This is a genomic window from Micromonospora matsumotoense, assembly GCF_050951065.1.
Lineage (GTDB): Bacteria > Actinomycetota > Actinomycetes > Mycobacteriales > Micromonosporaceae > Micromonospora > Micromonospora matsumotoensis.
The window spans coordinates 6,303,114-6,329,808 of the sequence record NZ_CP192025.1; the positions used below are offsets into that span (position 1 = coordinate 6,303,114).

General features: G+C 72.6%; 27 protein-coding genes and 2 tRNA genes. 11 read left to right on the forward strand and 18 right to left on the reverse strand.

The window, feature by feature from the left end:
* Window positions 1-25 precede the first annotated feature (25 nt).
* The 4 genes from ACQP1S_RS26780 to ACQP1S_RS26795 form a co-directional block, all read right to left on the reverse strand.
* Window positions 26-397, reverse strand: coding sequence for a hypothetical protein (locus ACQP1S_RS26780; protein WP_432900380.1), 372 nt, complete (start codon window positions 395-397; stop codon window positions 26-28).
* Entirely contained in the window at window positions 390-791 is a 402-nt protein-coding gene (locus tag ACQP1S_RS26785) for a YbaB/EbfC family nucleoid-associated protein (protein WP_432900382.1), read from the reverse strand. The genes ACQP1S_RS26780 and ACQP1S_RS26785 overlap by 8 nt, the downstream gene beginning before the upstream one ends.
* Window positions 792-906: 115 nt before the next feature.
* The gene (locus ACQP1S_RS26790) at window positions 907-1,197 is read right to left on the reverse strand and encodes a WXG100 family type VII secretion target (RefSeq protein WP_363667774.1); all 291 of its coding nucleotides are present in this window, start codon (window positions 1,195-1,197) and stop codon (window positions 907-909) included.
* A gap of 100 nt (window positions 1,198-1,297) precedes the next feature.
* Entirely contained in the window at window positions 1,298-1,657 is a 360-nt protein-coding gene (locus tag ACQP1S_RS26795) for a WXG100 family type VII secretion target (protein ID WP_432900384.1), read from the reverse strand.
* A 251-nt stretch (window positions 1,658-1,908) separates the two neighbouring features.
* Here ACQP1S_RS26795 and ACQP1S_RS26800 point away from each other — a divergent pair, with 251 nt between their 5' ends.
* The gene (locus ACQP1S_RS26800; RefSeq protein ID WP_432900386.1) at window positions 1,909-2,967 is read left to right on the forward strand and encodes a WXG100 family type VII secretion target; all 1,059 of its coding nucleotides are present in this window, start codon (window positions 1,909-1,911) and stop codon (window positions 2,965-2,967) included.
* Between the two features lie 737 nt (window positions 2,968-3,704).
* On the opposite strand, the gene ACQP1S_RS26805 is transcribed toward ACQP1S_RS26800, so the two are convergent.
* The gene (locus ACQP1S_RS26805; RefSeq protein ID WP_432900388.1) at window positions 3,705-3,866 is read right to left on the reverse strand and encodes a hypothetical protein; all 162 of its coding nucleotides are present in this window, start codon (window positions 3,864-3,866) and stop codon (window positions 3,705-3,707) included.
* A 264-nt stretch (window positions 3,867-4,130) separates the two neighbouring features.
* On the opposite strand from ACQP1S_RS26805, the gene ACQP1S_RS26810 reads away from it, so the two are divergent.
* Window positions 4,131-5,015 carry a hypothetical protein gene (locus tag ACQP1S_RS26810; RefSeq protein ID WP_432900390.1) on the forward strand — a complete coding sequence of 295 codons (885 nt, stop codon included), beginning with the start codon at window positions 4,131-4,133 and terminating at the stop codon, window positions 5,013-5,015.
* Window positions 5,016-5,064: 49 nt separating this feature from the next.
* Here the strand turns inward: ACQP1S_RS26810 and ACQP1S_RS26815 are convergent, their stop codons facing one another.
* Complete coding sequence (locus ACQP1S_RS26815; RefSeq protein ID WP_432900392.1) at window positions 5,065-5,898, reverse strand: phosphoribosylaminoimidazolesuccinocarboxamide synthase; 834 nt, start codon at window positions 5,896-5,898, stop codon at window positions 5,065-5,067.
* Window positions 5,899-6,044: 146 nt separating this feature from the next.
* On the opposite strand from ACQP1S_RS26815, the gene ACQP1S_RS26820 reads away from it, so the two are divergent.
* The gene (locus tag ACQP1S_RS26820; RefSeq protein WP_432900394.1) at window positions 6,045-7,376 is read left to right on the forward strand and encodes an ABC transporter substrate-binding protein; all 1,332 of its coding nucleotides are present in this window, start codon (window positions 6,045-6,047) and stop codon (window positions 7,374-7,376) included.
* A 4-nt stretch (window positions 7,377-7,380) separates the two neighbouring features.
* Here ACQP1S_RS26820 and ACQP1S_RS26825 read toward each other — a convergent pair whose 3' ends face one another.
* The 6 genes from ACQP1S_RS26825 to ACQP1S_RS26850 form a co-directional block, all read right to left on the reverse strand.
* On the reverse strand, window positions 7,381-7,650 hold the full coding sequence (locus ACQP1S_RS26825; RefSeq protein WP_432900396.1) for a hypothetical protein: 270 nt from the start codon (window positions 7,648-7,650) through the stop codon (window positions 7,381-7,383).
* 136 nt (window positions 7,651-7,786) lie between these two features.
* A tRNA-Met gene (locus tag ACQP1S_RS26830) sits at window positions 7,787-7,860 on the reverse strand.
* A gap of 306 nt (window positions 7,861-8,166) precedes the next feature.
* Window positions 8,167-8,240, reverse strand: a tRNA-Met gene (locus ACQP1S_RS26835).
* A gap of 58 nt (window positions 8,241-8,298) precedes the next feature.
* Window positions 8,299-8,745 carry a sigma factor gene (locus ACQP1S_RS26840; protein ID WP_432900398.1) on the reverse strand — a complete coding sequence of 149 codons (447 nt, stop codon included), beginning with the start codon at window positions 8,743-8,745 and terminating at the stop codon, window positions 8,299-8,301.
* Between the two features lie 147 nt (window positions 8,746-8,892).
* Window positions 8,893-11,889: a UPF0182 family membrane protein gene (locus tag ACQP1S_RS26845; protein ID WP_432900400.1), complete on the reverse strand. Its 2,997-nt coding sequence runs from the start codon at window positions 11,887-11,889 to the stop codon at window positions 8,893-8,895.
* 116 nt (window positions 11,890-12,005) lie between these two features.
* Window positions 12,006-13,019 carry a YlbL family protein gene (locus tag ACQP1S_RS26850; protein ID WP_432900402.1) on the reverse strand — a complete coding sequence of 338 codons (1,014 nt, stop codon included), beginning with the start codon at window positions 13,017-13,019 and terminating at the stop codon, window positions 12,006-12,008.
* A 113-nt stretch (window positions 13,020-13,132) separates the two neighbouring features.
* Here ACQP1S_RS26850 and ACQP1S_RS26855 point away from each other — a divergent pair, with 113 nt between their 5' ends.
* Window positions 13,133-14,431, forward strand: coding sequence for a zinc-dependent metalloprotease (locus ACQP1S_RS26855; RefSeq protein ID WP_432900404.1), 1,299 nt, complete (start codon window positions 13,133-13,135; stop codon window positions 14,429-14,431).
* A gap of 413 nt (window positions 14,432-14,844) precedes the next feature.
* On the opposite strand, the gene ACQP1S_RS26860 is transcribed toward ACQP1S_RS26855, so the two are convergent.
* Together ACQP1S_RS26860 and ACQP1S_RS26865 are read right to left on the reverse strand one after the other, a co-directional pair.
* Window positions 14,845-15,447, reverse strand: coding sequence for a hypothetical protein (locus tag ACQP1S_RS26860; RefSeq protein ID WP_432900406.1), 603 nt, complete (start codon window positions 15,445-15,447; stop codon window positions 14,845-14,847).
* Window positions 15,448-15,599: 152 nt separating this feature from the next.
* Window positions 15,600-16,130, reverse strand: a complete 531-nt coding sequence (locus ACQP1S_RS26865; protein WP_091241402.1) for a M48 metallopeptidase family protein — start codon at window positions 16,128-16,130, stop codon at window positions 15,600-15,602.
* Window positions 16,131-16,641: 511 nt separating this feature from the next.
* On the opposite strand from ACQP1S_RS26865, the gene ACQP1S_RS26870 reads away from it, so the two are divergent.
* The 3 genes from ACQP1S_RS26870 to ACQP1S_RS26880 all read left to right on the forward strand — a co-directional run bounded on the left by ACQP1S_RS26870 (window position 16,642) and on the right by ACQP1S_RS26880 (window position 19,583).
* Window positions 16,642-16,809 carry a DUF5679 domain-containing protein gene (locus ACQP1S_RS26870; protein ID WP_007464795.1) on the forward strand — a complete coding sequence of 56 codons (168 nt, stop codon included), beginning with the start codon at window positions 16,642-16,644 and terminating at the stop codon, window positions 16,807-16,809.
* A 254-nt stretch (window positions 16,810-17,063) separates the two neighbouring features.
* Window positions 17,064-18,143: a TOMM precursor leader peptide-binding protein gene (locus ACQP1S_RS26875; RefSeq protein WP_432900409.1), complete on the forward strand. Its 1,080-nt coding sequence runs from the start codon at window positions 17,064-17,066 to the stop codon at window positions 18,141-18,143.
* A 108-nt stretch (window positions 18,144-18,251) separates the two neighbouring features.
* The gene (locus ACQP1S_RS26880; RefSeq protein WP_091241412.1) at window positions 18,252-19,583 is read left to right on the forward strand and encodes an ABC1 kinase family protein; all 1,332 of its coding nucleotides are present in this window, start codon (window positions 18,252-18,254) and stop codon (window positions 19,581-19,583) included.
* A 301-nt stretch (window positions 19,584-19,884) separates the two neighbouring features.
* On the opposite strand, the gene ACQP1S_RS26885 is transcribed toward ACQP1S_RS26880, so the two are convergent.
* The 3 genes from ACQP1S_RS26885 to ACQP1S_RS26895 form a co-directional block, all read right to left on the reverse strand.
* Entirely contained in the window at window positions 19,885-20,250 is a 366-nt protein-coding gene (locus tag ACQP1S_RS26885; RefSeq protein ID WP_091241415.1) for a WhiB family transcriptional regulator, read from the reverse strand.
* A gap of 130 nt (window positions 20,251-20,380) precedes the next feature.
* Window positions 20,381-20,638 (reverse strand): hypothetical protein, encoded by a 258-nt coding sequence (locus ACQP1S_RS26890; protein ID WP_432900412.1) that lies wholly within the window; start codon window positions 20,636-20,638, stop codon window positions 20,381-20,383.
* Window positions 20,639-20,762: 124 nt separating this feature from the next.
* Entirely contained in the window at window positions 20,763-22,943 is a 2,181-nt protein-coding gene (locus ACQP1S_RS26895) for an ATP-dependent DNA helicase UvrD2 (protein ID WP_432900414.1), read from the reverse strand.
* An 89-nt stretch (window positions 22,944-23,032) separates the two neighbouring features.
* On the opposite strand from ACQP1S_RS26895, the gene ACQP1S_RS26900 reads away from it, so the two are divergent.
* Window positions 23,033-23,275, forward strand: a complete 243-nt coding sequence (locus tag ACQP1S_RS26900; protein ID WP_091241421.1) for a mycoredoxin — start codon at window positions 23,033-23,035, stop codon at window positions 23,273-23,275.
* 72 nt (window positions 23,276-23,347) lie between these two features.
* Here the strand turns inward: ACQP1S_RS26900 and ACQP1S_RS26905 are convergent, their stop codons facing one another.
* Window positions 23,348-24,625: an MFS transporter gene (locus ACQP1S_RS26905; RefSeq protein ID WP_432900416.1), complete on the reverse strand. Its 1,278-nt coding sequence runs from the start codon at window positions 24,623-24,625 to the stop codon at window positions 23,348-23,350.
* A gap of 237 nt (window positions 24,626-24,862) precedes the next feature.
* On the opposite strand from ACQP1S_RS26905, the gene ACQP1S_RS26910 reads away from it, so the two are divergent.
* From ACQP1S_RS26910 to ACQP1S_RS26920, 3 genes are all read left to right on the forward strand, one after another.
* A complete protein-coding gene (locus tag ACQP1S_RS26910; RefSeq protein WP_432900418.1) occupies window positions 24,863-25,837 on the forward strand; it encodes a helix-turn-helix domain-containing protein in 975 nt (324 codons plus the stop codon).
* A 76-nt stretch (window positions 25,838-25,913) separates the two neighbouring features.
* The gene (locus ACQP1S_RS26915) at window positions 25,914-26,132 is read left to right on the forward strand and encodes a DUF397 domain-containing protein (RefSeq protein ID WP_432900420.1); all 219 of its coding nucleotides are present in this window, start codon (window positions 25,914-25,916) and stop codon (window positions 26,130-26,132) included.
* A 235-nt stretch (window positions 26,133-26,367) separates the two neighbouring features.
* Window positions 26,368-26,637 (forward strand): hypothetical protein, encoded by a 270-nt coding sequence (locus ACQP1S_RS26920; RefSeq protein ID WP_432900422.1) that lies wholly within the window; start codon window positions 26,368-26,370, stop codon window positions 26,635-26,637.
* Window positions 26,638-26,695 lie beyond the last annotated feature (58 nt).

The following is a 26,695-nucleotide window of genomic DNA, read 5'->3' on the forward strand; positions in this document are numbered from 1 at the left end:
GGGATCCCCGGTCGGCCCCCTCGGGTCAGCGCCGGCCACCGGCCCGGTCGATGTCGGTGGCGTTGTCGTCGTCGGTGCCGGTGTAGCTCCACATCGCATCGGCCACGTACGCGCCGAGCTTGTCCATCGCCTCGCCGAGCTTGGGCACGGTGGTCTTGACGGCCTCGTTCATCTGCTGCCCGCCGCCGCCGGAGACCTCGACCGACTTGTGGTACGTCTTGAGGAACTCCACGGTGAACTCGTCGGGCGGCAGCGTCCCGGGGGCGGTTTCCAGGGCGGTGATCGCCTGGAGCTTGCCGTCCATCGTGGTGGACATCGACTGCCCGGCGAACCGCAGCCGGTTGGCGATGCCGAGGATGTCGGCGACGCTCGTCCTGATCTCGACGAAGCTACTCATCGTCGTCCCCCTTCAGCCGCACGTCGGCGTCGTGGCGGTGCAGCAGATCCTCCAACTGCGCCCCGCCGGGTGCCATCCGCCGCAGGTCGGGGGCGATGCTGCCGTCGAGGATCTCCTTGGACTGCTCGGCGGCGTCCTCCACGGCGAGACGGACGGTCGCCACGATGGTGGCGGCGAGAGCCTTGGAGTTGGGGTTGCGGAACACCCGTGGGTCGATGTCCAGCTCCAGCAGGTGCCCCCGGGGGCCGACGACCGCCTTGACGGTGCGGTCGTCCGACCAGGCCGTGCCGGTCACCCGGAGCATCCGGCGCTGCACCTCGTCCATGCCGGACCAGGCCTTCTTGAGGTCACCGATCATCGCGGTCAGCGCGCCGAAGTTCGGCCGTTGCTCCATCGTCCCTCCCCCGAGGTCACCGACGGCAGCGTAACCGGGGTGTCACGACCCCGGCTGCCCCACCGGCGGCGCGGCCGGCCCGACACCCTCGACACCGGGGCGTCGGGCCGGCTCGTCACATGCCGGCGGCGATCTGCTGGTCGACCTGCTGCATCCGCTCGGCCGACGCGCCGAGCTTCACACCGACCCGGGTCAGCGCCTCCTTGATCTCGGTGGCGCCCTGGTTCCACTTCTGCCGGGCCTCGTCGCACGCCTGCCCCGCCGAGCCCTGCCAGTCCTCGGCGAAGAGCTGGGTGAACTGGGTGTAGAGCTCCTGGAGGCTGCCGTCCATCTGGCCCTGGTAGGTGCCGATCGCGGTGGCCACGTCGGAGATCTGGCCGAAGTTGTAGGTGATGGGACTGCTCACTGGAATGTCACCTTTCGCTGGTCACAGCGGCATGCGCCGCCCAGGATGCGGCCGGCGCCTGCCGCCCGTGCGGCGGCGCGGGCCGCGCCGGATGCCGGCGTCAGCCGCGCAGGATGCTCATCACGCTGGTGTTGCCGGTCTCGGCGGCGGCCTGGCGGATCTCGGTCGCGGCGTCGTCGTCGTTCATGCCGTACTGGGTGGCGGCGCTGGTCATCTTGCCGGACAGCTCGTCGAGCGCCGAGATGATCTTCTTGAGGCCGTCGTTGAGCTGCATGGAGACGTCCTGAAGCGCGTTGTTCGCCGAGCCTCGCATGCCGCCGCCGCCCAGGGTCTGCACCCGCTCGATGAGCTGTGCCATGCCCTGCGCGAGGCCCGCACCGGTGTCGTTGCAGCGTTGTGCCATCTGGTTCAGCTGTTCCTGGGTGGCGTGAACCTGACCCAGTCCAGGAGTGTCGGTCAAGGTGGACTCACCCGCTCCTCTGCTTGCGCCCCCCGGTCAGGGAAGCGTCCCCTTGATGTGGTGGCGGCCGTGGTGGCCGGTCCTGACGGTAGCGCCCCGCATCGAATCGGGCCACCTCACTATGTCCGATGTGGCTGGTCGGGGTGCCGGCACCGGCGGACACCGGGTCCCGGCGGTGGTCGTGAGCCGTTAGGCTCGGGGCGATTCTCGGCGACACTCGGGCGGGGGCCCGCCGCACCAGGGGAGGCTCGGTGGCGGAGGACGACGGCAGCACGGGCGGCACCAACCCGTACCAGCAGGAGACCGACCAGAACACCCGCACCGACTGGCTCGCCGACCAGAAGCCGGTCGACGTCGATCCCGACGGGCTGGTCGACTACGGCAAGAACATGGTCACCATCCAGGAAAACCTACAGGGCCACAGTGGCCGGTTGAGTCAGCTCGGCCAGTTGCCGCAGAGCGCCTGGGACGGCAACGCGCTGCCGGAGGGCACCTACATCCGGGGTCAGCTGACCCTCAACTACGGCGAGTTCCAGCAGTACCTCACCTATCTCGGCGTCGCGCTGACCAACATCGGCATGGCCGCGCAGACGGTGGCGGACGCCTACGCCAACACCGACGGCTGGTCGGCGGCCTCGCTGGACGCGGTCCGGTTCGCCTTCGGCGACACCGACGCGCCACGACCGGCCGGGCTACCCCCGTTCGTCTCCGGCAAGACCTGGTGGGACCAGTACTTCGAGACGGTGTCGAGCGGGCAGACCAGCACCGCCCCGACCCCCGAACAGTTCGTCGACCAGGGCAAGCCGCAGGTCGCCCCGGACGGCAGCATCACCTACACCGCGCTCGGCCCCGGCGGCGTGGTCCGGACCATGGTCCAGCGGCCGCTGCCCGGCGGCACGGGCACCGTGACGGTCACCACCACCGCCGACGCCACCGGCAAGGTGCTCGACAGCAGCACCACCCGGACCAGCACGATCGTCACCGGCAACTCGACGGTGGTCACCACCACGACCACCGACGCCGAGGGCCGGCGCACCGGCGGCAGCCGGGAGACCACGTCGTACGCCGCCGACGGTGGTCGCACGGTGACCAGCGAGCAGCTCGACGCCAAGGAGCAGCCGACCTCGAAGAAGGTCGACGAGCACCACGCCGACGGGACGCGCACGGTCACCACGACCGACGGCAAGGGCACCGTCACCCAGGAGCTGCACATCGGTCAGGACACCGAGGGTGTGGACCCGAGCGAGCTGACCGACTCCCCCACCAAGCAGGCGCTGGACGAGATCAAGCGGCACGACTACGGCATCTGAGCGGGGGAGGACACCATGGCCGACTACTGGGACGCCCGTGCGACGTACCCGTCCGGTGGCCCGCGCGGCGAGGGCACCCGGTACGTCATGCCGCCGGAGAACCCGGACCTGAAGTTCACCCCGGCGCCGAGTGACGAGGGCGGGGCCACCATCGAGGCGGTCCGCCAACAGGTGCTGGGGCAGCATCCGGAGGACATCTCGGCGCTGGCCGACCAGTGGCAGAACGCCTACCACCTGTTGCAGAGCATCCACCAGCAACTGCTGGCCGCCAGCCAGACCCTGCACGACGAGCACTGGAAGTCGCCGCAGGCCCGCGACGCGTTCCTCAAGGCCGGGCCGGGCAAGACGCTGGCGTACCTCGACGAGTGGATGGACGCGGCCCAGCACAACGTCACCGCGCTGCGGGCGATGGTCGGCATCGCGCGGGACTCCCGGGCGGAGATGGACCGCCTCTGGACGGAATACCGCGACGCCATCGACGACGCGAAGAACTCCGACGGCTGGACGCAGTTCTCCGAGGGCTTCAAGCAGGGCTTCACCCTGGGCCTGTACGACGGCGAGAAGGGCATCCAGGCGGCCGAGGCCGAGGCGGTGCAGCAGAAGCAGCAGGAGTACAACCGTCGGGCCCAGCAGCTGGCCGAACGCACCGCCAACGAGTACTTCGGCACGTTGAGCAAGGTCAGCGGCGGGCACGGGCCGCCGTTCTTCCCGATGGACGCGGTGCTCAACCCGGTCGGTCACCCGCCGTGGCGCGGGCCGGTGGGCACGCCGCCGCCGGTGGGGCCGCCCGGCGTACGCCCGCCGAGGTCCGGCGCGAACCAACCCCCGGCGTCGGTCCGGGCGGTGCCCCGGCCCACGCCGACCGACCCGGACCAGTTGGCCCGGCAGGTGCTGGACACCCTGCGGCCGCCACCAGGGGCGGAGACCGGCACCCCGGCCCCGCCGCCCGGCACCGGGAACCCGGCGGGTCCTGCCGTGGCGCCGCCGCCGGTGGTGCCGCCACCGCTGGTCGCACCACCCCCGGGCTGCGCACCGGCGCCCCGGCCTGGGCGGCGCGAACGCCACCGCGCCGGGGGCGGGTCGGGCCGGGCTGGCCCGTCCGCCGGGCCTGGAGGGGGTCACCGGCGAGCGCGGTGGGCTGCGCAGCGGGGTGCTGCGCGGCGGTGCCGGCGCACCCGGGGTCGCCGAGCCACCCCAGGCGTCGCTGCGTTCCCCGGCGCGAACGCCACCCCGCCACCGACCGGCGGCCGGGCCGCACCACCGAACGGGCTGCGCGGCCCCGGCGCCTCGTCGACGGCGTCGCCGCCGGGGGCCGGGGTGCCGGTGGCACCTCGACGACGGGAGCGCCGCACTCCCCGGGCACCCGCCGGCCGGGCGTCGAGGATCAGGACGACCAGGCGCGACGCGGGTCCGTCCGCCCGGGTGCCGGCGACCTCGACCTGTTCGGCCGGCCGGCCGGCGAGACCACCGCACCGGTGTTGCAGAGCCGTCGCCCGGACGGACGACGCGCGACCGGTGGCGGCAGCCGCGCGACCGGTGAGCGGGCCGGCGACGCGGCGACGCCGGGCCGGCCGGGCACCGCCCCGTCCGTGCTGGGCAGCCCGGCCCGGGGCGTCGGTGCGCCCGGCACGCCCCGGCCGAAGCGACGCGACCGGACCGACGTGGCACGCCCGGCGATGCCGGGCGGCGAGTGGCTGGACGACGGCCGGTCGGAGGCGACCGCGCCGGTGCTGGACGCGCCGGCCCCGCTGCTGTCCGGCGGGCGGGTGTCGCGGCTGGAGGAGGTGCCGACCTCGTTGCGGGGCCGGCCGTCGGCCGAGCCGGCACCCCGGCCGGCCCGTGGTGGGCAACCGGTGCCACCGGAGCTGGCCCCCCGACGGACCACCGCCGCGAAGCGCGACGACCGGGACGAGCGCCGCGACGGCCCGGAGATCGTCACCGACGAGCAGGCGTTCAGCGTGGAGACCCCGGGCGGCGGCGTCCTCGGCAAGCAGGCCGAGGACCGCTCCTACCGGGCCGAACCGAAGACCGCCCTGGGCGGCAACTGACCCTGTTCCCCCGGCCGGCCCGCTACCGCGCCGGCCGGGGAGCGGCGGGTCAGGACCAGCGTTCGCCGGTCAACCGCTCGTAGACGTCGACGTAGCGGGCCCGGGTCGCCTCGACCACGTCGGCCGGGACCTCGGGCGCGGGGGCCTGCTTGTCCCAGCCGCTGCTGGTCGCCCAGTCCCGGACGTACTGCTTGTCGTAGGAGAACTGGGTGCGACCCGGCTGGTACGACTCGGCGGGCCAGTAGCGGGACGAGTCGGAGGTGAGCACCTCGTCGGCGAGGACCAGGGTGCCGTCCGACGCCCAGCCCAGTTCGATCTTGGTGTCGGCGACCAGGATGCCCCGGTCGGCGGCGAGTTCCGCACCCCGCCGGTAGACGTCGATGGTGATCTGGCGCAGCCGCTCGGCGGTCTCCGCCCCCACCTTGTCCACCACCTCGGCGAAGGTGATCGGCTCGTCGTGCTCCCCGGCCGGCGCCTTGGTCGACGGGGTGAAGATCGGCTCCGGCAGGATCGACGCCTCGACCAGGCCCCGCGGCAGCGGTACGCCGGAGACCGCGCCGGTGCGCTCGTACTCCTTGAGGCCACCGCCGGTGAGGTAGCCACGGGCGACGCACTCGACGGGCACCATGTCCAGCCGGCGGCAGCGGATCGCCCGGCCGGCGAACTCGGCGGGCACCTCGGTGGCCGAGACGACGTGGTGCGGCACCAGGTCGGCCAGCTGCCCGAACCACCAGAGCGACAGGGCGGTCAGCAGCCGACCCTTGTCCGGGATCGGGGTGGGCAGCACCACGTCGTAGACGGAGATCCGGTCGGAGGCGACCAGGATCAGGTCGTCGCCGTCGGCGTAGACGTCCCGGACCTTGCCCGAGTGCAGAAGTTCCACGCGCCCTAGTACACCACGGGTGCGCCGCCGGCCGGCGCGCCCACCCGGGCAGCCGTCGTACGGCGGGCCGACCGGCCGTTGACACCCGCCCGCGCCACCTGCGTGAATGATCCGGCTACCGGCCCGCCTGTCCCCAGGAGCACCCGTTGTCCCCTGCGCATCCCCCGCTGTCCCGGTCCGGCGTCGACCCGGCCCGGCGACGGCTGCTCGGTGCGCTACTGGGTCTGCCCGTGCTGGCCACCGGCGGGCTCAGCGGGTGCGGCGTGGAGGAGGAGTCGCCGGCGCAGGACGGCCCGGTGGAACTGTCGGTCTTCTGGTACGGCGGCACGAAGCGGGCGGAGGCCACCGAACGGGCCCTGCGGCTCTACTCGGCCCGCAATCCGCTGGTCACCTTCCGGATCACCTGGCAGGGGCAGGGCGGCTACTACGACCGGCTCGCCACCCAGGCCGGGGGCGGCAACGTGCCCGACCTGTTCCAGATCGACGACTCGATGCTCGGCGAGTACGCCCAGCGCGGCATCGTCCTCGACCTCGGCGGCTACGCCGACGACGGCCGGATCAACCTGAACACCCTGCCGCCCGGCCTGGTGGACTACGGAAAGATCGACGACGGGGTCTACGGCGTACCGGCCGCGCAGACCCACGCCGCCGTGGTGTTCAACCGGGCCCTGCTCCGCCGGCTCGGGGTGCCCGAGCCGACCACCTCGATGACCTGGGCCGACTACCTGAGCTGGGCTGCCCGGGTGACCCGGGCCAGCGGCGGCCGGGTCGCCGGCTCGATGGACCCGTCGGGTGACCACCGGGCGCTGTGGCTCTGGCTGCGCGGGTTGGGCACCAAGTTCTACCAGGGACGCCAGTTGGGTTTCGGCTCGGCGGCGCTGCTGGACTGGTTCGAGTTCTGGGAACGGGCCCGCAGCCAGCGGGCCACCCCGGCCGCCGCGCTGGTCGATCGGGCCGACAGCGGCGAGCCGGCCCGGCAACTGGTGGTCACCGGGCACACCGCCGCCTCGTTCGCCTGGTCACACCAGTTCCCCGAGCTCCAGCGCTATACCGAGGACGAGTTGGCGCTGGTCGGCTTCCCCGGCCCCCGGGCCGCCCAGTGGGACCGGGCGTCGATGTACTGGGCCGGGTTCCGGGGCACCCGTCATCCCGGAGTGGTCGCAAACGTGATCAACTTCCTGACCGGCAACGTCGAGGTGGGTCGGCTGCTCGGCCTGGAACGGGGCCTGCCGGCCAGCCTGACGGTGCGCCAGGCGGTCGTCCAGACCCTCGACGATCCGCTGGCCGAGCAGGTCGCCACCCTCGGTGAGGCGCTGCACCAGCAGGTCGGCCCGGCACCCGCGCCGCCCCCGAAGGGGCACGGCGAGGTGCGTGACCTGCTCACCGAGGCGGCCCGGAGCATCCGCGCGGGACGCTCCGGGGCGCGGGCGGCGACGACACAGTTCATGGCCAGGGCCCAGGCGGCCCTGGCCAGGTGACGGGTCAGCGGGGCGGGCGGTTACGCCGGTTGCGCATCAGCAGGACGACCAGCAGGACGATGCCGCCGACCACCACCAGGCAGCAGAGCAGCCCGAAGACGCCGACCCCGCCACCGCGCGACCGCCGACGGGCCGCCTCCACCACCAGTTCACCGGTGCCGGTGGACGCCCAGGCGGCCACGGGCACGAAGACCGAGAGAACCACCGCGCCGAGGACCGCGCTCAGGCGGCCCCACCATGTGATCCTCGTTGACGTGTTGATCCCATTAGACATGCCCTCATCCTGACCGAGGTCGGCAAGTCCGGCATCCCGAAGCACGCACCGCGCGCCGCGCACCGCCCGGGGCGGACGGCCCGAGGCCGGAAACGGCGAAAGGCCCCGGAGATGAACTCCGGGACCTTTCGAACAGTAGCGGGGACAGGATTTGAACCTGCGACCTCTGGGTTATGAGCCCAGCGAGCTACCGAGCTGCTCCACCCCGCGTCGGCTCGATAAGCTTAACCCATCCTCCCCACGGTGATCAGCGGGGTCCCCGATCGACCATCCGCCCAGCTCAGCCCACCTGTGCGGGTCCCCGCCGACGGAGCGTCCCGACAGCCGTCCGGGCGGGCCGGAATGGAAACCACCGCCTCGGGCCGGGCGGGACCACCACGCCGACCACTCGGGACCACCGTGCCAGCCGGAGCGGGACCACCCTCGCCGGGCCGGATCAGCGCAGCCGCTCGCGGTCGCGGCCGGGCGGGAAACGGCGAAAGGCCCCGGAGATGAACTCCGGGACCTTTCGAACAGTAGCGGGGACAGGATTTGAACCTGCGACCTCTGGGTTATGAGCCCAGCGAGCTACCGAGCTGCTCCACCCCGCGTCGCCTGGTTAACCGTAGCGCACCGACCCCCGGGCCCGCAAAACGGGCCCGGGGACACTCAGCGCAGCCACTCGCGGAGCGCGTCCACCGCCCGCCGACTGTCGGCATCCAACTGCGGTCGATCACTGGACGTACCCTCCCAGCCCTGCTCCCAGAGCACCGTCACCACGTCCCCGAGCCGGATCGCCCGGACCAGTCGTACCTCGCCCCCGCCGGCCGGGTCACCCTGCCGGACGTCCGGCGGTGGGCCGGCCCGGCTGATCGCCGTCCGCCAGCTCCGCAACCGGCGGAACCGGTCGGCGGCCAGCCGGCTGACCACCAGGCGCAGCCACGCCTCGGGGGCCGGGTGACCGGCCAGCCGGCCCCGCTGCCGCCAGGCCCGGGCGTACGCCTCCTGGACCAGGTCCTGCGCCTCACCGTGGTCGCCCACCACGCCGTGGCCGTAACGCAGCGTTCGCGCCGAGGTGCTCCGGTAGAACTCGTCGAAACTCTGCTCGTCTCTCATGTCCGCACCACGTCTCCCCCGTCCCGTGCCACCTGCACTGGAGACGGCGGGCGGGGCCGCCTGGTTGCGGGACAACCGGTCAGAGAAGCGACGGAGCCCACGATCCCGGCTCGGATCGTGGGCTCCGTCGGCGCGGGAGCGGGTGGGTCAGCCGCCGGAGGACGGTGACGGCGTGGCGGGTGGGTTGCCGCCGGACGGGGCCGCCGGGTTGCCCTGCTGAGCCTGCTGGAAGGCGGTGATCGCCTCGTCCAGCGCCTTCAACGCCCGGCCGTACCGCTCGAAGTCGCCGGACGCCTGCGCGGCCTTGACCTCGGCGATCGCCGTCTGGACCCGCTGCGCGGCGGCGGCCAGGTCACCGCTGGGCGGCGGGCTGCTCGCCCCCGCCGAGGGCGAGGCGGAGGGCGAGGCCGAGGGGGAGGTCGGCGGGGGCGGCGTTCCCCCGCTCGGTGGTGGGGTGCTCCCCTGCCCGGCCCGTTTGCCCTGCTCGACGAGCTGCTTGATGCCGTCGCTGACGTTGTTGGCCAGCACCACGTACGAGCCGCCGTCGCCGTACGACAGGAGCACCTTCTGCAACAGCGGGTACGCGTCCTGCTGGTTGCTCTTGACGTAGACCGGCTCGACGTAGAGCATCCCGTTGCCGAACGGCAGCGACAGCAGGTTGCCGTACTGCACCTGCGCCTGGTTGGAGGAGAGCAGGTTCAGCTCGGTCCGGATGGTCGCGTTGTTGGTCATCTGCTGGTGCACCTGCACCGGCCCGGAGATCCGGGTCTGGTCCGGCAGCTCCAGCACCTCCAGCTTCGGCCGCCCGTCGACGTACGACCCGGAGATCAGCGCGGCGAGGTTCTGCCGGCCGTTCGGGGTGACCGCCGAGGTGAGCTGGAACCGCGGGGCGTCCTGGTTGGGGAACTGGGTGAACAGGTAGTACGGCGGCTGCTTCTGCCCGCTGTCCGGCGCGTCCGGCACGTTGGGCACCTGCCAGAAGTCCTGGCCGGAGTAGAAGTCGCCGGGGTTGGTGACGTGGAACTTGGTGAGCAGGTTGCGCTGCACCTTGAACATGTCGGCCGGGTAGCGGAAGTGCGCGGCCAGGTCGGCCGGGATGGCGCTCTTGGGTAGCACCAGGTCCCCACCGAACGCCTTGTTCCACGCCTTGAGCACCGGGTCGCCGTCGTCGAACTCGTAGAGCCGGACCGTGCCGTCGTACGCGTCGACGGTGGCCTTCACCGAGTTGCGCATGTAGTTGACGTTCTCCCGGGCCAGCTGGAAGGTGCCCCGGTTGGTCAGCTCGTCGGTGGTCTCCTGCTGGAGGTTGATCCGCTCGGCGTACGGGTAGGTCGCCGAGGTGGTGTAGCCGTCGATGATCCACTGGACCTTGCCACCCACCACCGCCGGGTACGGGTCGCCGTCCAGGGTGAGGAACGGGGCGACCTTCTCCACCCGGTCCCGGGGGTTACGCACGTACAGCAGCTTGGAGTTGTCGTTGACCGCCTCGGAGAGCAGGAAGTTCGTCTCCTGCTCCTTGATCGAGTAGAGCAGCCGCCGGGTGAACGAGCCGATCTCGACGCCACCCTCACCGGTGTAGGTGTAGTACTGCTCGCCGCCGGTGGTCGGGGTGGGCCGGTCGAACTCGGCGTTCTTGCCCTCGCCGGCCTGCCCGACGATCGCGTAGTCGTCGGCCTGCATCCGCTCGCCGTAGTAGATCCGCGGCTGGCTGGCCGGGATCTGCTCGGCCTGCGAGGAGCACGCCTCCTGGGCCTTCTCGCCGAGGAAGCCGGAGACGAAGTACGGCTGCCCGCCGCAGACCACCTGGTTGGCCGGGGCCGCGACCAGGCCGTAGCCGTGGGTGTAGACGGTGTGCCGGTTGATCCAGTTGTTCTGCTGGTCGGTCAGCTCGCCGTAGTTGATCTCCCGGACCCCGACCACGTAGTCGGAGGTCTTGTTCTCCACCGAGTACCGGTCGATGTCCAGCTTGGGGCCGAAGTCGTAGAACCCGCGGACCTGCTGGAGCTGGGTGTACGTCTCGGAGACCAGCTGCGGGTCGAGCAGCCGGACGTTCGGCACCACCGAGGTGTCGGTGGCCAGGCTGGCCGGTGGCACCAGGTTGCTGGCCGCGTAACCCTTGGCCTGCACCTCGGATATGTCGAACGCGGCGCGGGTGGCGTCGATGCTGCGCTGGATGTACGGGGCCTCCTTGTCCCGGGCGCTCGGCTTGACCTCGAAGGTCTGCACCGCCCACGGGTAGATGCCACCGATCGCGACGGCGGAGACCCCGAGCAGGGCCAGCGAGATGCCCGGCCAGACCAGGTTCCGCATCACCGCGTTGGAGAAGACGATGATGGCGATCGCCACCACCACCGAGATGTACGCCAGGATCTCCTTCGCCGGCAGCAGCGCGTTGACGTCGGCGTAGCCCGCGCCGTACAGCTTGGCGCCCTCGTTGTACTCCAGCAGCATGGCCCGCCGGTCCAGCACGTACGCGATGGCCTTGAGCAGGACGAAGAACGCGACCAGCGTGCTCAGGTGGGCCCGGGCGGCGCCGGTCATCCGGTCGCCGACGCCCTGCAGGCGCACCCCGCCGAAGATGTAGTGCACCGCCAGCGCGCCGATCAGGGCCAGCACCACGGCGGTGAAGCCGACCCCGAGCAGGTAGCGCCAGAACGGCAGCTGGAAGACGTAGAAGCCGACGTCGATGCCGAACTCCGGGTCCTTGACGCCGAAGTCGCCGCCGTTACGGAACAGCAACCACTGGGACCAGCGGCCCTGCGCGGAGAGCCCGGCGAACAGGCCGAGCACCACGGCGGTCAGGCTGATCCAGGTGCCGATCCGGGGGGCGAGCAGCATCCGGTACCGCTCCAGGGTGGCCTGCTCCAGCGAGTGCGGGCGCAGCTTCGGCCGCAGCCGGTAGGCCAGCCACAGGTTGCCGCCCACGAACGCGGCCAGGCCCAGCCCGACGGCGAGGAAGAGCAGCACCTGGGTCAGCAGCACGCCGGTGAAGACCTGGGTGTAGCGGACCTCGTCGAACCAGAGCCAGTCGGTCCACGCCTGCACCCCCCAGCCGAGCAGGGTGAACAGGAGGAACACCCCGACCAGGACCCCGATGGTGACGCGTCCGCGCCGACTCATCCTCGGCAGGGGGCTGCTACGCATGGCCACTGTTTGGCTCCGCACGCTCGATGTGATCGGCTCCGGACAGGCACCCAGAGTACGGGGTGTTCCTGAACGTCTCGGGTCAGGTCGCGCGGGTCGGTCCGGTGGCACCCGCCTCAGCAGCGGATCGGCTCCCCACCGGCGCGCAACGCGTCCAGGGCGGTCAATGCGTCGTCCAGCGAACCGACCTTGAGCATGGGCAGGCCCGACTGCGGGTTGCGGACCGCCTCGGCGCAGTTGTCGGCGGGGACCAGGAACACCTTGGCACCGGCCTTCTTCGCCCCGACCAGCTTCTGGGCGATGCCGCCGATCGGGCCGACCCGGCCCTCGTCGTCGATGGTGCCGGTGCCGGCGATGACCTTCCCGCCGGTGAGATCCTCCGGCTTGAGCTTGTCGATGATGCCGAGGGCGAACATCAGCCCGGCGCTCGGACCGCCGATGTCGTTAAGGTCGATCTTCAGGGTGAACGGGTGCGGCTGCCGCTGGTCGGGGACCACCCCGATGCGGGGCCGGCCGTCCTGGTCCCGGCTGGTCACGGTGGCGGTGCCGGGGGTGCCGTCGCGGACGTACCCGATGCTCAGCGCGGTGCCGGCGGGCTTGCCCCGGACCAGCTCGACCAGCCGGGTCGCGGAGGTGACCTTCGCGCCGTCGACGGTGGCGACCACGTCACCGGCCTTCAGCGCGCCGGCCGCCGGCCCGTCCGCGGCCACCTCCTTCGCCACCACCTCGACCGGGTAGCCGAGCTTGACCAGTGCGGCGGTCTCGGCGCTGCTCTGCGAGTTCTGGAAGTCCTCGGCGTTGCGCTTCTCGACCTCCTCCTGCGACTCGCCCGGCGGGTAGACCAGCTCCCGGGGCACCACCGCCTCGTCCTTCGACAGCCAGCCGACGATCGCGGCGCGCAGTTTCACCGTCGGTTGCACGCCGACCGTGGTCATCCGGAGCTGACCGGCGGAGGTGGACGTCTCCCGGCCGCTGATCTGGATGACCTCCCTGCCGTCGGAGGTGCCGAGGGTGTTCACCGTCGGCCCGGGACCGAGCACCACGTACGGGATGGACGCGCCGAGCACGCCGATGCTCAGCAGGGTGGTGAGCAGAGCACCGAGGAGGACGGTCACGCCACGACGTCTCATGCGGCAGAGCGTACCGACCGGGGGTGGCGACACCGGCAGGCTGCGGCGGACTTCGCCCTCAGCGCAACGCCGGCAGCGGCTACCAGGGGCGCGGCGCGCGTACCGTAGACGTCGTGCCTGATATTCCGTTCGGTTTCGCGCTCCCGGGTGGGCAACCACCAGACCCCAACGATCCCGCGCAGATGCAGCAGTTCATGTCGCAGTTGCAGCACCTGCTCTCCGCGCCGGGCAGCGGGCCGGTCAACTGGGACCTGGCCCGCCAGGTGGCCGCCAGCCAGCTCGCCGCCACGGGTGACCCGATGGCCTCACCGTACGAGCGGCACGCGGTGGAGGAGGCGCTGCGCCTGGCCGACCTCTGGTTGGAGCCGGCGTCGGCCTGGCCGACCGGCATCCGCACCTCCGTGGCGTGGAACCGCAACGAGTGGATCTACAAGACGCTGGACGTCTGGCGCAAGCTCTGCGACCCGGTGGCCAGCCGGATGGTCGGCGCGATGGGCGACCTGGTCCCGCCGGAGGCCCGCGCCCAGCTCGGTCCGATGCAGTCGATGGTCGCCACCCTGGGCGGGGCGCTCTTCGGCGGCCAGCTCGGCCAGGCGCTCGGCCAGCTCGCCGCCGAGGTGCTCTCCGCCGGTGACATCGGCCTGCCGCTCGGCCCGGCCGGCACCGCCGCGCTGATCCCGGCCAACATCCGGGTGTACGGCGAGGGTCTGGAGCTGCCCGAGGACGAGGTGCGCCTCTACGTCGCCCTGCGCGAGGCGGCCCACCAGCGGCTCTTCGAGCACGTCCCGTGGCTGCGCGGGCACGTGCTGGCCGCGGTGGAGAACTACGCGTCCGGCATCCGGGTCAACCGGGAGGCGATCGAGGAGGCGATGGGCCGGGTCGACCCGACCGACCCGGAGTCGATGCAGGCGATCGCCCTGGAGGGGATCTTCACCCCGGAGGACACCCCGGCGCAGAAGGCGTCCCTGGCCCGGCTGGAGACGGTGCTCGCGCTGGTCGAGGGCTGGGTCTGCCACGTGGTGGACAGCGCCGCGACGGATCGGCTGCCCAACGTGGTCCGCCTCGGTGAGGCGTTCCGTCGTCGCCGGGCAGCCGGTGGGCCGGCCGAGCAGACCTTCGCCGCCCTGGTCGGGCTGGAGCTGCGTCCGCGTCGGCTGCGGGAGGCGGCGGCGCTGTGGGCGGCGCTGACCGAGCACCGGGGCATCGCCGGCCGGGACGCGGTCTGGGGCCACCCCGACCTGCTCCCCTCGGACGCGGACTTCGCCGACCCGGTGGCCTTCGCGACCACCTCGACGGATCTCGACGACGAGCTGGCCAACTTCGACTTCACCGCTCCCGGCGGCCCCGAGGAGCAGGCACCGGGCAGCCGGCCCCGCCCCGACGACACCGACGGCGACGCCGACCGGTCCTGACCCGCTTCGGACCAGCCGCGACACCGGCCGGACCCGCCCGATCCCCGGGCAGGTCCGGCCGGTCGCCGTTGGCCGGTCGCCGGTAGATCGCGGTGACCGGTCAGGCCGACGTCGGGCGGCGGCAACCCGGCTGTCGGCCGGTCAGGGGCGGCCGGTCGCCGGTCAGGGGCGGTGGCCGATGGCCGCCAGGGGCGGTGGGCGGTGGCCAGTCAGGGGCGGTGGCCAGTCAGGGGCGGTGGCCGGTCAGGGGCGGTGGCCGGTCAGGGGCGGTGGCCGGTCAGGGGCGGTGGCCGGTCAGGGGCGGTGGCCGGTCAGGGGCGGTGGCCGGTCAGGGGCGGTGGCCGGTCAGGGGCGGTGGCCGGTCAGGGGCGGTGGCCGGTCAGGGGCGGTGGCCGGTCAGGGGCGGTGGCCGGTCAGGGGCGGTGGCCGGAGAGCAGGGCGCGGGTGGCCTCCCAGCCCTCTACCGCGGGGTCCAGGGCGGCCAGGTCGGCCGGGCCGCGCAGCCGGTGCCAGCCGGGCGTGACCGCCACGTCGGTCGGGGCGGGTGCCGCGCGACGCAGGTCCGCCGGCCCGGCGACGTCCAGGTCCAGCGCCGGCAGCCAGCCGGGTACGGGTAACCGGCACGCCACGCCGAGCAGTCCCGCGCCGCTACCCTCGACCGGCGCGACGGCGACGGGTCGGCTGGTCAACGGTCGGAGCAGCTTGCCGAGGGTCAGCCCCGGCAGGTCGGGGGCGTCGGCGGCGACCACGGCGGCCTGGTCGTACCCGTCGAGGGCGGCCAGCGCGGCGGTCACGGTCGGCTCGGGCACCTCGTGCACGGGGGTGTCGGGCCAGCGCACCGCGTCGGCCAGCCAGCGGTCGGCCGGGGTCACCGCGAGCGCGGTCTCCACCTCGGCGAGGGTGGCGAGCAGGTCCACCACGTCCTCGGCCAGCGCGGTACGCCACTGCGTCAGCTCGACGCCGGGCGGCGACCAGGTAACCGGACCGAGCAACGCCACCACCACCCGTCGGACCATCCCCCGACCCTAGTGGGCGCGGCGTCCGTGATCGACTCCCGTGGGCCGAAATGGTGCCATCGACGCCCGCTGGACCCCGCTACCTGCGCCCAGAAGAGTTGATCAAGCTTCGGCAGGCTGGGGAGCCGGGCGGCGGAGGCGGCGGGAGGGGTTCAGCCGGGGACCGGGACGGCGGAGGCGGCGGCGACCCCCTCCAGATAGCCCCGCGCCCGTTCGGTCTTGGCGTACCGGCCGACCAGGGCCCAGAAGCGGGTGTTGTGGCTCGGCACGATGAGGTGCGCCAACTCGTGCAGCAGCACGTAGTCGAGCACCCAGTCGGGCATGTCCTGGAGCCGGTGCGAGATCCGGATGGTCCGGTCGGCGGGGGTGCAGGAACCCCATCGGCCGTTCTGGTTGGTGACCCACCGGACGCTGGCCGGCAGGGTCTCGCCGCCCTGGTCGGACAGGTACAGGTTGATCAATCGGAGGGCCCGGTCGAGCAGCTCGTTGTCGTTGCGGGCCAGCCGGCCCTCCCGGGCGGCGAGCCGGGCGAGCATCCGGTCGACCCACTCGCTCTCCTCGGCCCGGGAGAACTGGTCCGGGATGAGCACCACGACCCGTTCGCCGTCCCGGTAGGCGGACACCGTCCGTCGCCGGCGCTGACTGCGCCGTACCTCGACGACTGGCTTCCGCGCCGCCGCCATCAGTGGGCCGCGCAGCCGTGGTTTCCTGCCACGAGGGAAAGCTAATGCGTACTGACCAGGGGTCCGCAAGGGTCAACACCCCGACACGCGCCCGGAAAATGGTGGTTGATAGTAAGGAGTCCGAAAAAAACTGGTGGTGACCATGAGGCTGGACCCTCGTCACCCTTCGTGGCGACCCCGACAGCCCACGCCGGGCGCGATCTCCACGGTAGGTGATCGGCCCCGCCGACGCCGCCGCACCCCCGTCCGGGGGACCTCCCACAGGCCTCCACACGGCGTGTCCCCGGCAAACTCACTTATCCCGCCTATTTCGGGATGCACACTCTCGACGTCGACTTGCTCACAGTGTCGATGCACAGCTGACATGGAACCGCCCAGAGCTGGGTAGGGTCCGCCAACCGGCGGTCACGTGGGTGGCCGCGGAGAAGGACCCGGCGCCGTGCCCCGCGTGGCCTGCCGCCGGGAGAACCGCCGGGCCGACGTGCCCGGCGGACGAGACGAGGAGGCTACCGTGGCCGACCAGGCCCAGACCTACAACGGTTACTGCGTGAAGTGCAAGGAGAAGCGGGACTTCGAGGGGCACGTCGAGGTCTCGAAGACCGGGATGAACATGGCCAAGGGCAAGTGTCCGGTGTGCGGCACAACAGTGAACCGCATCCTGGGCAAGGCCAAGGTCTGACCCGTCCGGGTACGACGCGGGAGGGGCGGCCGGTGGGGCCGCCCCTCCCGCACGTCCGGGCGGTCGCCGCTGACAGGTGATCGGGCGGTCGCCGCTGTCGGGTGGCCGGACAGCCCCGCCCTGTCAACTGCCCGACATGACTCCCGGTGAGCTGTGGATAACTCGCCAAGTCCTGTGGACAACGCTGGATCTGGCGCTGCGCACCTGTGGACAACGATCGACGCACCGCAGGGTTTCGGTCACGATTCGTCATCATGACCCCATCCCCTCCCGCACCCTCCCGCACCCCGCTGCTCCGCCCCGCCCTGTTACCGGGCCTGACCCGGCTCTGGCGCGACCGGCACACCCTGCAACTGGGGATGAGTCCGGGCCGGGCCGTGCTGCTGGAGGTGACCGACTCACGGGTCACCCGACTGCTCGACCTGCTCGACGGCACCCGGAGCGTGCGCGGCATCCTGGCGGACGCGGCGAACGCCCGGGTCGACCCCGGCCAGGCGCGCGGGCTGCTCGACACGCTGCACGCCGCCGGGCTGGTCGTACCCGCGCACACCCTGCTTCCCCGGGACCTGACCGGCCCGGACCGGGCCCGGCTCGCCGCGGAGGCCGGTGCGCTCGCTCTGGCCTCCACCGCCCTGCCCGGCACTCCCGCCCAGGTGCTCCGCCGCCGACGTGTCGCCCGGGTGGTGGTGGCCGGGGCGGGCCGGCTCGGCGCGCCCGTCGCCGTGGCCCTGGCCCAGGCCGGCGTGGGGCACGTGGCCACCGAGCTGGCCGGCCCGGTGGACCCGGTCGACCTGGTCGGCACCGGGCTGGCCGCAGCCGACGTGGGGCAACCGCTGGCCGGGGCGGTCCGGGCCGCCATCGCCCGCGCCGCCCCGGGCACCCGGACCCACCCGGCCGGCCGCCGCCGGGCCGCACTGGTGGTGCACCTCGGCACGGACCGCCCGGCGGACCTGCTCGCCACCGGGTACGCCCGGCGTCGCCAGCCGCACCTGCTGGTCACCCTCCGGGAGGGGACACCGGTGGTGGGTCCCCTGGTCCGGCCGCCGGTGGGCCCCTGCCTGCACTGCCTCGACCTGCACCGCACCGATCGCGACCCGGGCTGGCCCGGACTGGCCGCGCAGCTCGCCACCGGCCCGGCCAGCCGGTCCTGCGGCACCGCCACCCTGCTCAGCGCCGTCGGCTACGCGGTCGCCGAGGCGCTGGCCCAGGTCGACGGCGGCACCCCGGAAACGGTGGGCTGCGCGGTGGAGATCGGGCCCGCCGGTCGGTTCCGACGTCGGGCCTGGGCCCCGCACCCCGGCTGCTCCTGCTCCGGCACCGGTCGCCGTGGGTGACGTGCGGGAGCGCGGTGGGAGTCCGGGCGGGGCACGCGGAAGGGGTATGCGGCCACCCAGCCCGGCTTGGCGCAGCACCGGAGCCGGGAAGTCGGTAACAATGGCCAGGTGACCGACATCCCGCGCCGCGCCGTGTCCCGGACCGCCAAGCTCGCCGCTCTGCCGCTCGGCTTCGCCGGTCGGACCGTCCTCGGGATGGGTAAGCGCGTCACCGGCATCGCCTCCGACGTCATCTCCGCCGAGATCCAGCAACGCACCGCCGAGCAGCTGTTCAGCGTCCTCGGGCAGCTCAAGGGCGGGGCGATGAAGTTCGGCCAGGCGTTGTCGGTGTTCGAGGCGGCGCTGCCGGACGAGATCGCCGCGCCCTACCGGCAGGCGTTGACGAAGCTCCAGGAGGCCGCTCCGCCCCTGCCGGTGGCGAGCGTGCACAAGGTGCTGACCGAGCAGCTCGGGCCGGACTGGCGGGACCGGTTCGTGGAGTTCGACGACACCCCCGCCGCGGCGGCCAGCATCGGCCAGGTGCACCGGGCCGTGTGGCGGGACCCGGAGACCGGGGTGTCCCGGACCGCCGCCGTCAAGATCCAGTATCCGGGTGCCGGGGACGCGCTGCTCGCCGACCTGAAGCAGCTCTCCCGGCTGGGCGGGATGTTCCGGGTCATCCAACCCGGCCTGGACGTCAAGCCGCTCCTGGCCGAGCTGCGGGAACGGATCACCGAGGAGTTGGACTACGAGCTGGAGGCGGAGTCGCAGCGCGCCTTCGCCGCCGCGTACGCCGACGACCCGGAGATCTTCATCCCGGCGGTGCTCTCCGCCTCGCCCCGGGTGCTGGTCACCGAGTGGATCGAGGGAACACCGCTGGCGGACATCATCCGGGAGGGCACCGACGAGCAGCGCAACGCCGCCGGTCGGTTGATGGCGACCCTGCACCTGTCCGCCCCGCCCCGGGCCGGGCTGCTGCATGCCGACCCGCACCCGGGCAACTTCCGGTTGCTGCCCGACGGCCGACTCGGGGTGATCGACTTCGGCGCGGTGGCCCGGATGCCCGAGGGCACCCCGGAGCCGATCGGCCGGCTGCTCGGGCTGTCGCTGCGCGGCGACGCCGACGCGGTCGTCGCCGGGCTGCGCGAGGAGGGCTTCGTCAACCCGACCGAGCCGATCGACGCCCAGGCGCTGCTGGACTACATCCGGCCCATGCTGGACCCGGTGGCCGAGGAGGAGTTCCGGTTCACCCGGGCCTGGCTCCGCGCCGAGGCGACCCGGCTGGCCAGCCCGAAGTCGCCCGCCTTCCAGCTCAGCCGGCAGCTCAACCTGCCGCCGTCGTACCTGCTCATCCACCGGGTGACGCTGGGCTCGATCGGGGTGCTCTGCCAGTTGGAGGCGAAGGCGCCCTACCGGGGCATCCTGGAACGGTGGCTGCCCGGTTTCGCGCCGGTGGCCTGACCGACGCACGACGTGGGGGCGGTGACCGGAACCCGGTCACCGCCCCCACGTGTCGCTGGTGGTCTCAGAGAACGCCCAGGTCGCGAGCCGACTGGCTCCGGCTGTTCATCGCGACGGTACGGGCAGAACGGTGCGCCTCAGTGCTCGTGGTGGTACGACCGGCCTGAGGCCGGCGCATTCGAGCCCGGGACAACGCTTCGTGGAGTAGTTGCATCTCGGTTCCGTTCGGCAGGTGCAGCATCGGGGTCAACTCTCTCTCGGCCGATGATCATCGGCGGGTGGGTGGAACGGATCGGGTAGGTCAGGCTGCCAGCCGGACCGCACTGCGCGAGGTGGCCACACCACTGGCCGCCAACCGCGCCTCGGCCTCGACCTGAAGGGCCGCGTCGCGGGCGAGGTCCTCCTTACGCGGACGGCCACGGGGCCGCTTACGCGGGACGACCGCGCCACGCTCGAAGATCTCGCCGCCCCAGACGCCCCAGGGCTCGGCCCGCTCGACCGCGCCGGCCAGGCACTCGACGCGCAGCGGGCAGTCCCCGCAGAGCGTCTTGGCCAGTTCCAGGTCGGTGGGCGAGTCGGAGAACCACAGGTCGGGGTCGAACTTCCGGCAGGGCAGGTTCGCCTCCAGCTCGACGCTCACGTCGAGGGGGGCCAACGCCAGACTCATCTCCCGGTCACCTCTCTCTCACTTCGATCCCTTGGATCGCATTCCGACGTACTTCGACGGGCAAAAAACTGAGGCCGCGGATCCCGGTGAGCGGGTTCCGCGGCCTCGAGGTGAGCCGGTGGTCTGAGTGTCAGACCGGTCTACCTCGAGGTGGAACGCCGCGGACATCCATGCGCTTCTTGGCGACATCAATGCCCAGACCCGTGAAGCCACTGGTCCCCTCGGCTCCCGCAGTGGGTGCAACAGTCAGGTTCAGCTCGGCCTGAACCGAGACCTGGTGCACCTGCGGGTTCGACGGTCGCGGAGCGGCAAGGGCCACCCGGACAGCCGACAGCGGAGCGAAGGCAGCTGGCATCGCCGCCAGACGCTCATAGGTGATGATCTCCACGGTTGCCACCTCCCTCACGTTCCTCGTGCCGATTCGGACTCACCCCCCGTGAGCAGCCGTAATGGCGCTGCTCCCGAGGTGCGTCCTGAGGCTATTCCTCGCCACGGGGCGAGGGCAAACGAATTTACGACGAGATTTCGAGAGTTTTCTCCGGGCCGATCTCGTCCACCGTCGCGCCCGCCACCAATGCCAGCACCGCCTCGCCGTAGAGGCCGAGTTTGCGGGGGCCGATGCCGGCGATGGCGATCAACTCCTCGACCCGGCCCGGCCGCCGTTCGGCCAGCGCGACGAGGGTGGCGTCGGTGAAGACCACGTACGCCGGGACCCGCTGCGTCCCGGCCACCCGGGCCCGCCAGTCGCAGAGCCGCTCGTACAGGTTCTCGTCGATGTCCGAGGGGCAGGTCGGGCAGCGGCCCAGTTTGCGGTCCGCCCCGGCCAGCAGGGTCGCGCCGCAGATCCGGCAGGAGACCACCTGGGTCCGCCGACGTTCCACCGCCCGTTTCGCACCGCCCGGCCCGGCCACCCGGCCCGCACCGGCCCGCTCGCCGCCACCGCTGCGGTCCAGTTGGGGCAGGAACCGCGACGGCCGCCGGGCCCGCCCACCCGGTGAGCGGGCCGAGGCGTACGACAGCCAGAGCCACTGCCGGGCCCGGGTGATCCCGACGTAGAGCAGCCGCCGTTCCTCCTCGACCTGCTCCGGGGTGCGGGCGTACGAGGTGGGCAGGGTGCCCTCGGAGAGCCCGACCAGGAAGACCGCGTCCCACTCCAGCCCCTTGGCCGAGTGCAGGGAGGCCAGGGTCACCCCGTCCACCGTCGGCACGTGCTGCTGGGCGGCCCGCCGGGCCAACTCGTCGTTGAAGTCCGTCAGGGTGGCCTGGCGCTCCACGGTCGCCGCCTCGCCGATCGGCAGCACCTCGGGGGTGGCCGCGTACTCCTCGGCGAGCTGGACCAGGGCGGCGAGCGCCTCCCAGCGCTCCCGGGCGGCGCCGCCGGGCGGGGCGGCGTCGGGGGCCCAACCGACCGCGGTCAGCGCCTCCCGGACGGCGATCGGCAGCGGGGTGTCGCCCGGGATCGACCGGGTGGCGGCCCGCAGCGCCACCATCGCCTGGCGTACCTCGGACCGCTCGAAGAACCGCTCCGCCCCCTGCACGACGTACGGCACGCCGACCTCGGTCAACGCCTTCTCGTACGCCTCGGACTGGGCGTTGGTGCGGAACAGCACGGCGATCTCCTTCGCCGGGGTGCCCCCGTCGACCAGCGTCCGGCAGCGGGCCGCCACCGCGCCCGCCTCGGCCGGCTCGTCGGTGAAGATCCGCAGCTCCGGCTCGGGGCCGGGTGGGCGCTGACCGTGCAGCTCCAGCCGCAGCCGCGCCTCGGTGCCCCGGGCCTGCCCGATCACCGCGTTGGCCAACCCGACCACCTGCGGGGTGGACCGGTAGTCGCGGACCAGCCGGACCACGGTCGCGGCCCGGTGCCGACGCGGGAAGTCGATCAGGTACGCCGAGGTGGCCCCGGTGAACGAGTAGATCGTCTGGCTGGCGTCACCGACCACGGTCACGTCGTCCCGGCCGCCCAGCCAGGCGTCGAGCAGCCGCTGCTGGAGCGGGTTGACGTCCTGGTACTCGTCGACGACGAAGTGCCGGTACTGGCCGCGTACCTGCTCGGCGACGTCCGGGTGCTCCTCGATGCCCCACACCGCCGCCCGCAGCATGTCCTCGAAGTCGATCACCCCGGAGGAACGCTTCAGCCGTTCGTACGCGGTGAAGACCTCGGCCACCTTCGCCGGCTCGTACGGCGTCTCGCGCAGCGCCCGGGCGGCGGCGACCACGTACTCCCCCGGCTCGACCAGCGACGACTTGGCCCACTCGATCTCCCCGGACAGGTCGCGGGCGGCGGCCCGGTCGGCCCGCAGGCCGACCTTGGCGGCGGCCAGGGTGACCACCCGGACCTTGCTGTCCAGCAGCTCCGGCATGGCCCGGCCGGACAGCAGCCGGGGCGCGAAGTAGCGCACCTGGCGCAGCGCCGCCGCATGGAACGTCCGCGCCTGCACACCCGGCACCCCGAGCACGGTGAGTCGGGCCCGCATCTCGGCGGCCGCCCGCGCGGTGAAGGTGACCGCCAGCACGTGTCGACCGACGATCCCCCCGGTCAGCACCCGGTGGGCGATCCGGGAGGTCACCGCGCGGGTCTTGCCGGTGCCGGCGCCGGCCAGGATGCAGACCGGGCCGGCCGGGGCGGTCACCGCCGACCGCTGCTCCGGATCCAGCCCGGCGAGGACCGACTCCGCCGCTGAGTGAACCACCACAGCGAGGAATCATCTCAGCTCCGGCCGGCGTTGTACCGGTCAGCCTGGCCTGACCGGGCCGGGCGCGGCGAACCGTGGAGGATCCGACGATGTTGACCATGTATTCCACCCCGTGGTGCGGCTACTGCCACCGGCTGAAGTCGCAGCTGGACCGGGAAGGCATCGGGTACGAGGTGGTCGACATCGAGCAGGACCCGCAGGCCGCCGACTTCGTGATGAAGGTCAACGGTGGCAACCAGACCGTCCCGACGCTGCGCTTCGCCGATGGCAGCGCCCTGACCAACCCCTCCATCACCCAGGTCAAGCAGCACCTGGCCGCGCTCCCGGGCTGATCCGGTCATCCCGCCGACGCAGCGGCCGACCCCACCGGGGCCGGCCGCTGCGGGTCGTCGGCGGGTCGTCGGTCATCGACCGGTGAGCCGGTCGGCGGCGGGGTCGGAGAGCGGACGGCGGGGGGCCGGGATGCGGGCCGCGGGCGGCGAAGCGGGAGGTGTGCGCGGGCCCGGCGGGGTGAGCCGACGCCCCTGCCAGAGCCAGAGACCGGCGACCGTGGTGACCACCCCGACGAGGACGAACAGCAGCCGGTAGTCGAACACCCCGACGAGCAGTGCCCCGGTCCCGATGGACACCGCCTGCGGCCCGCTGACCAGTGCCTCCGAGGCCGCGGTGACCCGACCGAGCAGTCCCGGCGGGGTACGCCGCTGGACCAGCGTGGTCAGCCCCACCATGGTCAGCGGCAGGGACAGCCCGGCGAGCAGCAGGGCCAGCACCCCGAGGCGCAGGTCGGGCCAGGCCAGGGCCAGTGCGGCCGGGCCGAAGAGGGTCACCCCGGCGGCGAGCGCCCCCAGTTCACCGACCCGACGCACGACTGTCGGCGAGAGCAGCCCGCCCACCAGGCCACCGATCCCCTGCACGGTGATCAGCACCCCGACGAAGGCGGCGTCCCGGCGCAGCCCCTGGTCGACGTACGCGAAGATCAACGATTCGGTGAAGCCCATCACGAGTGAGCCCAGCCCGTACCCGAGCAGGGCCCGGCGCAGGGCCGCCTCGCGGGTGAGGTGGCGCAGTCCGGCGCCCAGCTCGGCGGGCCAGCGCAGGGTCGCGGTGGCCGGTGCGTGCTCGGTCACCCGGAGCAGCCCCACCACGGCGGCGGCGACCACGAAGCCGGTCATCGCCAGACTGGTCAGCAGCCAGCCGCCGACCGCCGCGTACAGGGCCGCCCCGGCCAGCGGGCCGCCCAGGCGCAGGCCCTGCCGCACGGTCTGCAACGCCCCGTTCGCATCGGCCAGCAGTTCGCTCGGCACGAGCTGGCGGAGCAGGCCGCTCAGGGTGGCGTGCAACGTCAGGTAGGACAGCCCGTAGCAGGCGGCCACCACGTAGATGATCCAGACGTCGGCCCGGTCGCGGACCACGAAGAGCGGGCTGAGCAGCAGCGCGGTGGCCAGGTTGGCGACCACGAAGAACGGTCGACGACGGTAGCGATCGACGACCCAGCCGACCAGCGGGGCCAGGATCATCGGCGCGATGATCGCGAAGATCGTGGCACCGGCCATGCCGTCGGAACCGGTCAGATCCTTGACCCAGATGGCCAGGGCGAGCAGCAGCATCGACTCGGCCGCCATGCTGGCCAGCAGCGCGACGAAGAGCAGACGGAAGTCGGGGCGGCGCAGGACGGTGCGCATGGGGGTTCCCTCCGGCGGGGGGTGGCGCCCGGGTTGGACGCGTACGGAGGAACTGCCGCCAGCAGGGACGACGTCGTCCCGAGGCTCGGCCGGCACGTTCCACAGTCCTCTTTTTGACGCAAGACACGCCCTCGCCGGGACCTCCGACGCCGGTCGCGACGTCCATACTGACCGTGGGGGGCGAATTTCATACAGTTACCGTCGCGTCTCGCGACGGTCGACGGAATCGAGGACACCGTGCCTCCAGCCGTACCGAGTCCGATCCTGCGCCGGCGCAGGCTCGGCAATGACCTGCGTCGCCTGCGCGAGGCGGCGGGACTCACCGGTGACCAGGTGATCGACCGGATCGGCTGGGCGTCGGCCTCGAAACTCTCCCGGCTGGAGAACGGCCGCAGCCGACCCGACCCGGAGGACGTCGGCGTCCTGCTCGACCTCTACGGGGCCGCCCCCGCAACGCGCGACGAGCTGCTCGCCATCACCGACGAGGCCGGCGACATGCGTGCCTGGCGCAAGTCGTACCCGGTGATGACCCAGCAGCAGTTGGGGTGGGCGGAGCTGGAGGCGGGCTGCGCCCAGATCCGCGAGTACAACCCGGTCCTGGTGCCGGGGCTGCTGCAGACCGAGGGATACGCCCGGCTGCGGATCCTCTCCGCCGAGGCCGCCGCCGCGGAGTCGGCCGACCCGTCCGGGGACGACCCGGAGACCGAGGTCAAGGCGCGGCTGGGCCGGCAGTCCCTGCTGGACCGGGCGGACGGCCCCCGGTACACGGCGGTGCTGGAGGAGGCGGCGCTGGGCCGCCGGGCCTGCCCGCCGGAGGTGCTGCGGGAGCAGCTCGCCCACCTCTGCGAGCTGGCCATGCTGCCGAACGTGACCCTGCACCTGTTGCTGCGGGACACCCGGATCGGTGAGTTCTACCTGCCACCGACGGCCTTCTCGCTCTACCGGTTCGCCGATTCGCAGGACCCGGAGACGCTGGCGATCGAAGGAGGCTTCATCGACGTCATGTCGACCGAGGCATCCACGGTGAATCGCTATAAAGTGGTATTTGAGTGGCTATGCTCGGCGGCGCTCTCCGCATCGGACACCCTTACCTGGCTCTTCGCGGCGACGGGACGGCTGACCGACACGGCGGCCTCGTCCGTGGTGGTTCCGGGTCCGACCGCAGCGCCGGCCCAACGCCGCCGGCAACCTGGGCGCCTGACGGAACGGTGACGCACACCGCCCCCGTCGGGGCCGGGCGACCGCCGCTCGTTCCGTCGAAGCAGTTCCAGGAAGCAGGAGCAGAACCATGAACGAGATCCAGACCGTGCCCGCCGACGCGCGTTGGCACAAGAGCAGCCGCAGCCAGACCTCCAACTGTGTGGAGGTCGCCCAGTTGCGTACCGCGACGACCGAGGTGGCGCTGCGGGACAGCAAGGACCCGAACGGCCCGGTGCTGCTGTTCCCGCGGGCCGGTTGGCTCGGCTTCCTCGCGGGCACGAAGAACGGACAGTTCGCACTGGACTGATCCGGGGACCGGGTTGGGGCCGTCGGCAGGTTGCCGGCGGCCCCACGTCGTACGGGCCCCCGGACCCGTCACCTCCGCACGGCGACCTGTCTGACCAGGCATCGGATGATCGGACAGGACCAGATCGATCGCCGCGTTTCACTTGCCGGGACCCCGGGCGGGCGTAACATGACGATTCAGTGACGTGGAAGTTCCACAACGTACCCGGTCACCCGCGGTCCGTCCGGAGACAGCCATGCGTTTCCTGATCGTTCGTACCGACATCCGCACCGCCGCCGACATCGACCTCGCCGCCGCCTGGGCCGGCGGTGGTTGCCTGCGCAACGAGACCACCACCCCGGAGTGCCGCCGACAGACCGTGCACGCCGAGGACCGGGACGCCGCCCTGCTGCTGGCCCGTGCCCTGTCCACGGTGGGCGCGGTCCGCGCCGGCCGGCAGCGGGTCAAGGTGCTCCCGCTCGCCGAACCCGGCCGACGCCGCCGGGGGCAACACCCGCCCGGCTGACCGACGTCCGTCGTGGCCGCAACGGCTCCCCGCCGAGTGCGTCCGCCGCCCGCCCACG

Bases quoted from the DNA above. Each gene is read 5' to 3' on its own strand.
- ACQP1S_RS26840 (WP_432900398.1), bottom strand. From the start codon at position 8,745: ATGAGAGACGAGCAGAGTTTCGACGAGTTCTACCGGAGCACCTCGGCG.
- ACQP1S_RS26900 (WP_091241421.1), top strand. From the start codon at position 23,033: ATGTTGACCATGTATTCCACCCCGTGGTGCGGCTACTGCCACCGGCTG.
- ACQP1S_RS26860 (WP_432900406.1), bottom strand. From the start codon at position 15,447: ATGGTCCGACGGGTGGTGGTGGCGTTGCTCGGTCCGGTTACCTGGTCG.
- ACQP1S_RS26785 (WP_432900382.1), bottom strand. From the start codon at position 791: ATGGAGCAACGGCCGAACTTCGGCGCGCTGACCGCGATGATCGGTGAC.
- ACQP1S_RS26780 (WP_432900380.1), bottom strand. From the start codon at position 397: ATGAGTAGCTTCGTCGAGATCAGGACGAGCGTCGCCGACATCCTCGGC.
- ACQP1S_RS26845 (WP_432900400.1), bottom strand. From the start codon at position 11,889: ATGCGTAGCAGCCCCCTGCCGAGGATGAGTCGGCGCGGACGCGTCACC.
- ACQP1S_RS26885 (WP_091241415.1), bottom strand. From the start codon at position 20,250: ATGAGTCTGGCGTTGGCCCCCCTCGACGTGAGCGTCGAGCTGGAGGCG.
- ACQP1S_RS26825 (WP_432900396.1), bottom strand. From the start codon at position 7,650: ATGTCTAATGGGATCAACACGTCAACGAGGATCACATGGTGGGGCCGC.
- ACQP1S_RS26850 (WP_432900402.1), bottom strand. From the start codon at position 13,019: ATGAGACGTCGTGGCGTGACCGTCCTCCTCGGTGCTCTGCTCACCACC.
- ACQP1S_RS26865 (WP_091241402.1), bottom strand. From the start codon at position 16,130: ATGGCGGCGGCGCGGAAGCCAGTCGTCGAGGTACGGCGCAGTCAGCGC.
- ACQP1S_RS26875 (WP_432900409.1), top strand. From the start codon at position 17,064: ATGACCCCATCCCCTCCCGCACCCTCCCGCACCCCGCTGCTCCGCCCC.
- ACQP1S_RS26905 (WP_432900416.1), bottom strand. From the start codon at position 24,625: ATGCGCACCGTCCTGCGCCGCCCCGACTTCCGTCTGCTCTTCGTCGCG.
- ACQP1S_RS26920 (WP_432900422.1), top strand. From the start codon at position 26,368: ATGCGTTTCCTGATCGTTCGTACCGACATCCGCACCGCCGCCGACATC.
- ACQP1S_RS26915 (WP_432900420.1), top strand. From the start codon at position 25,914: ATGAACGAGATCCAGACCGTGCCCGCCGACGCGCGTTGGCACAAGAGC.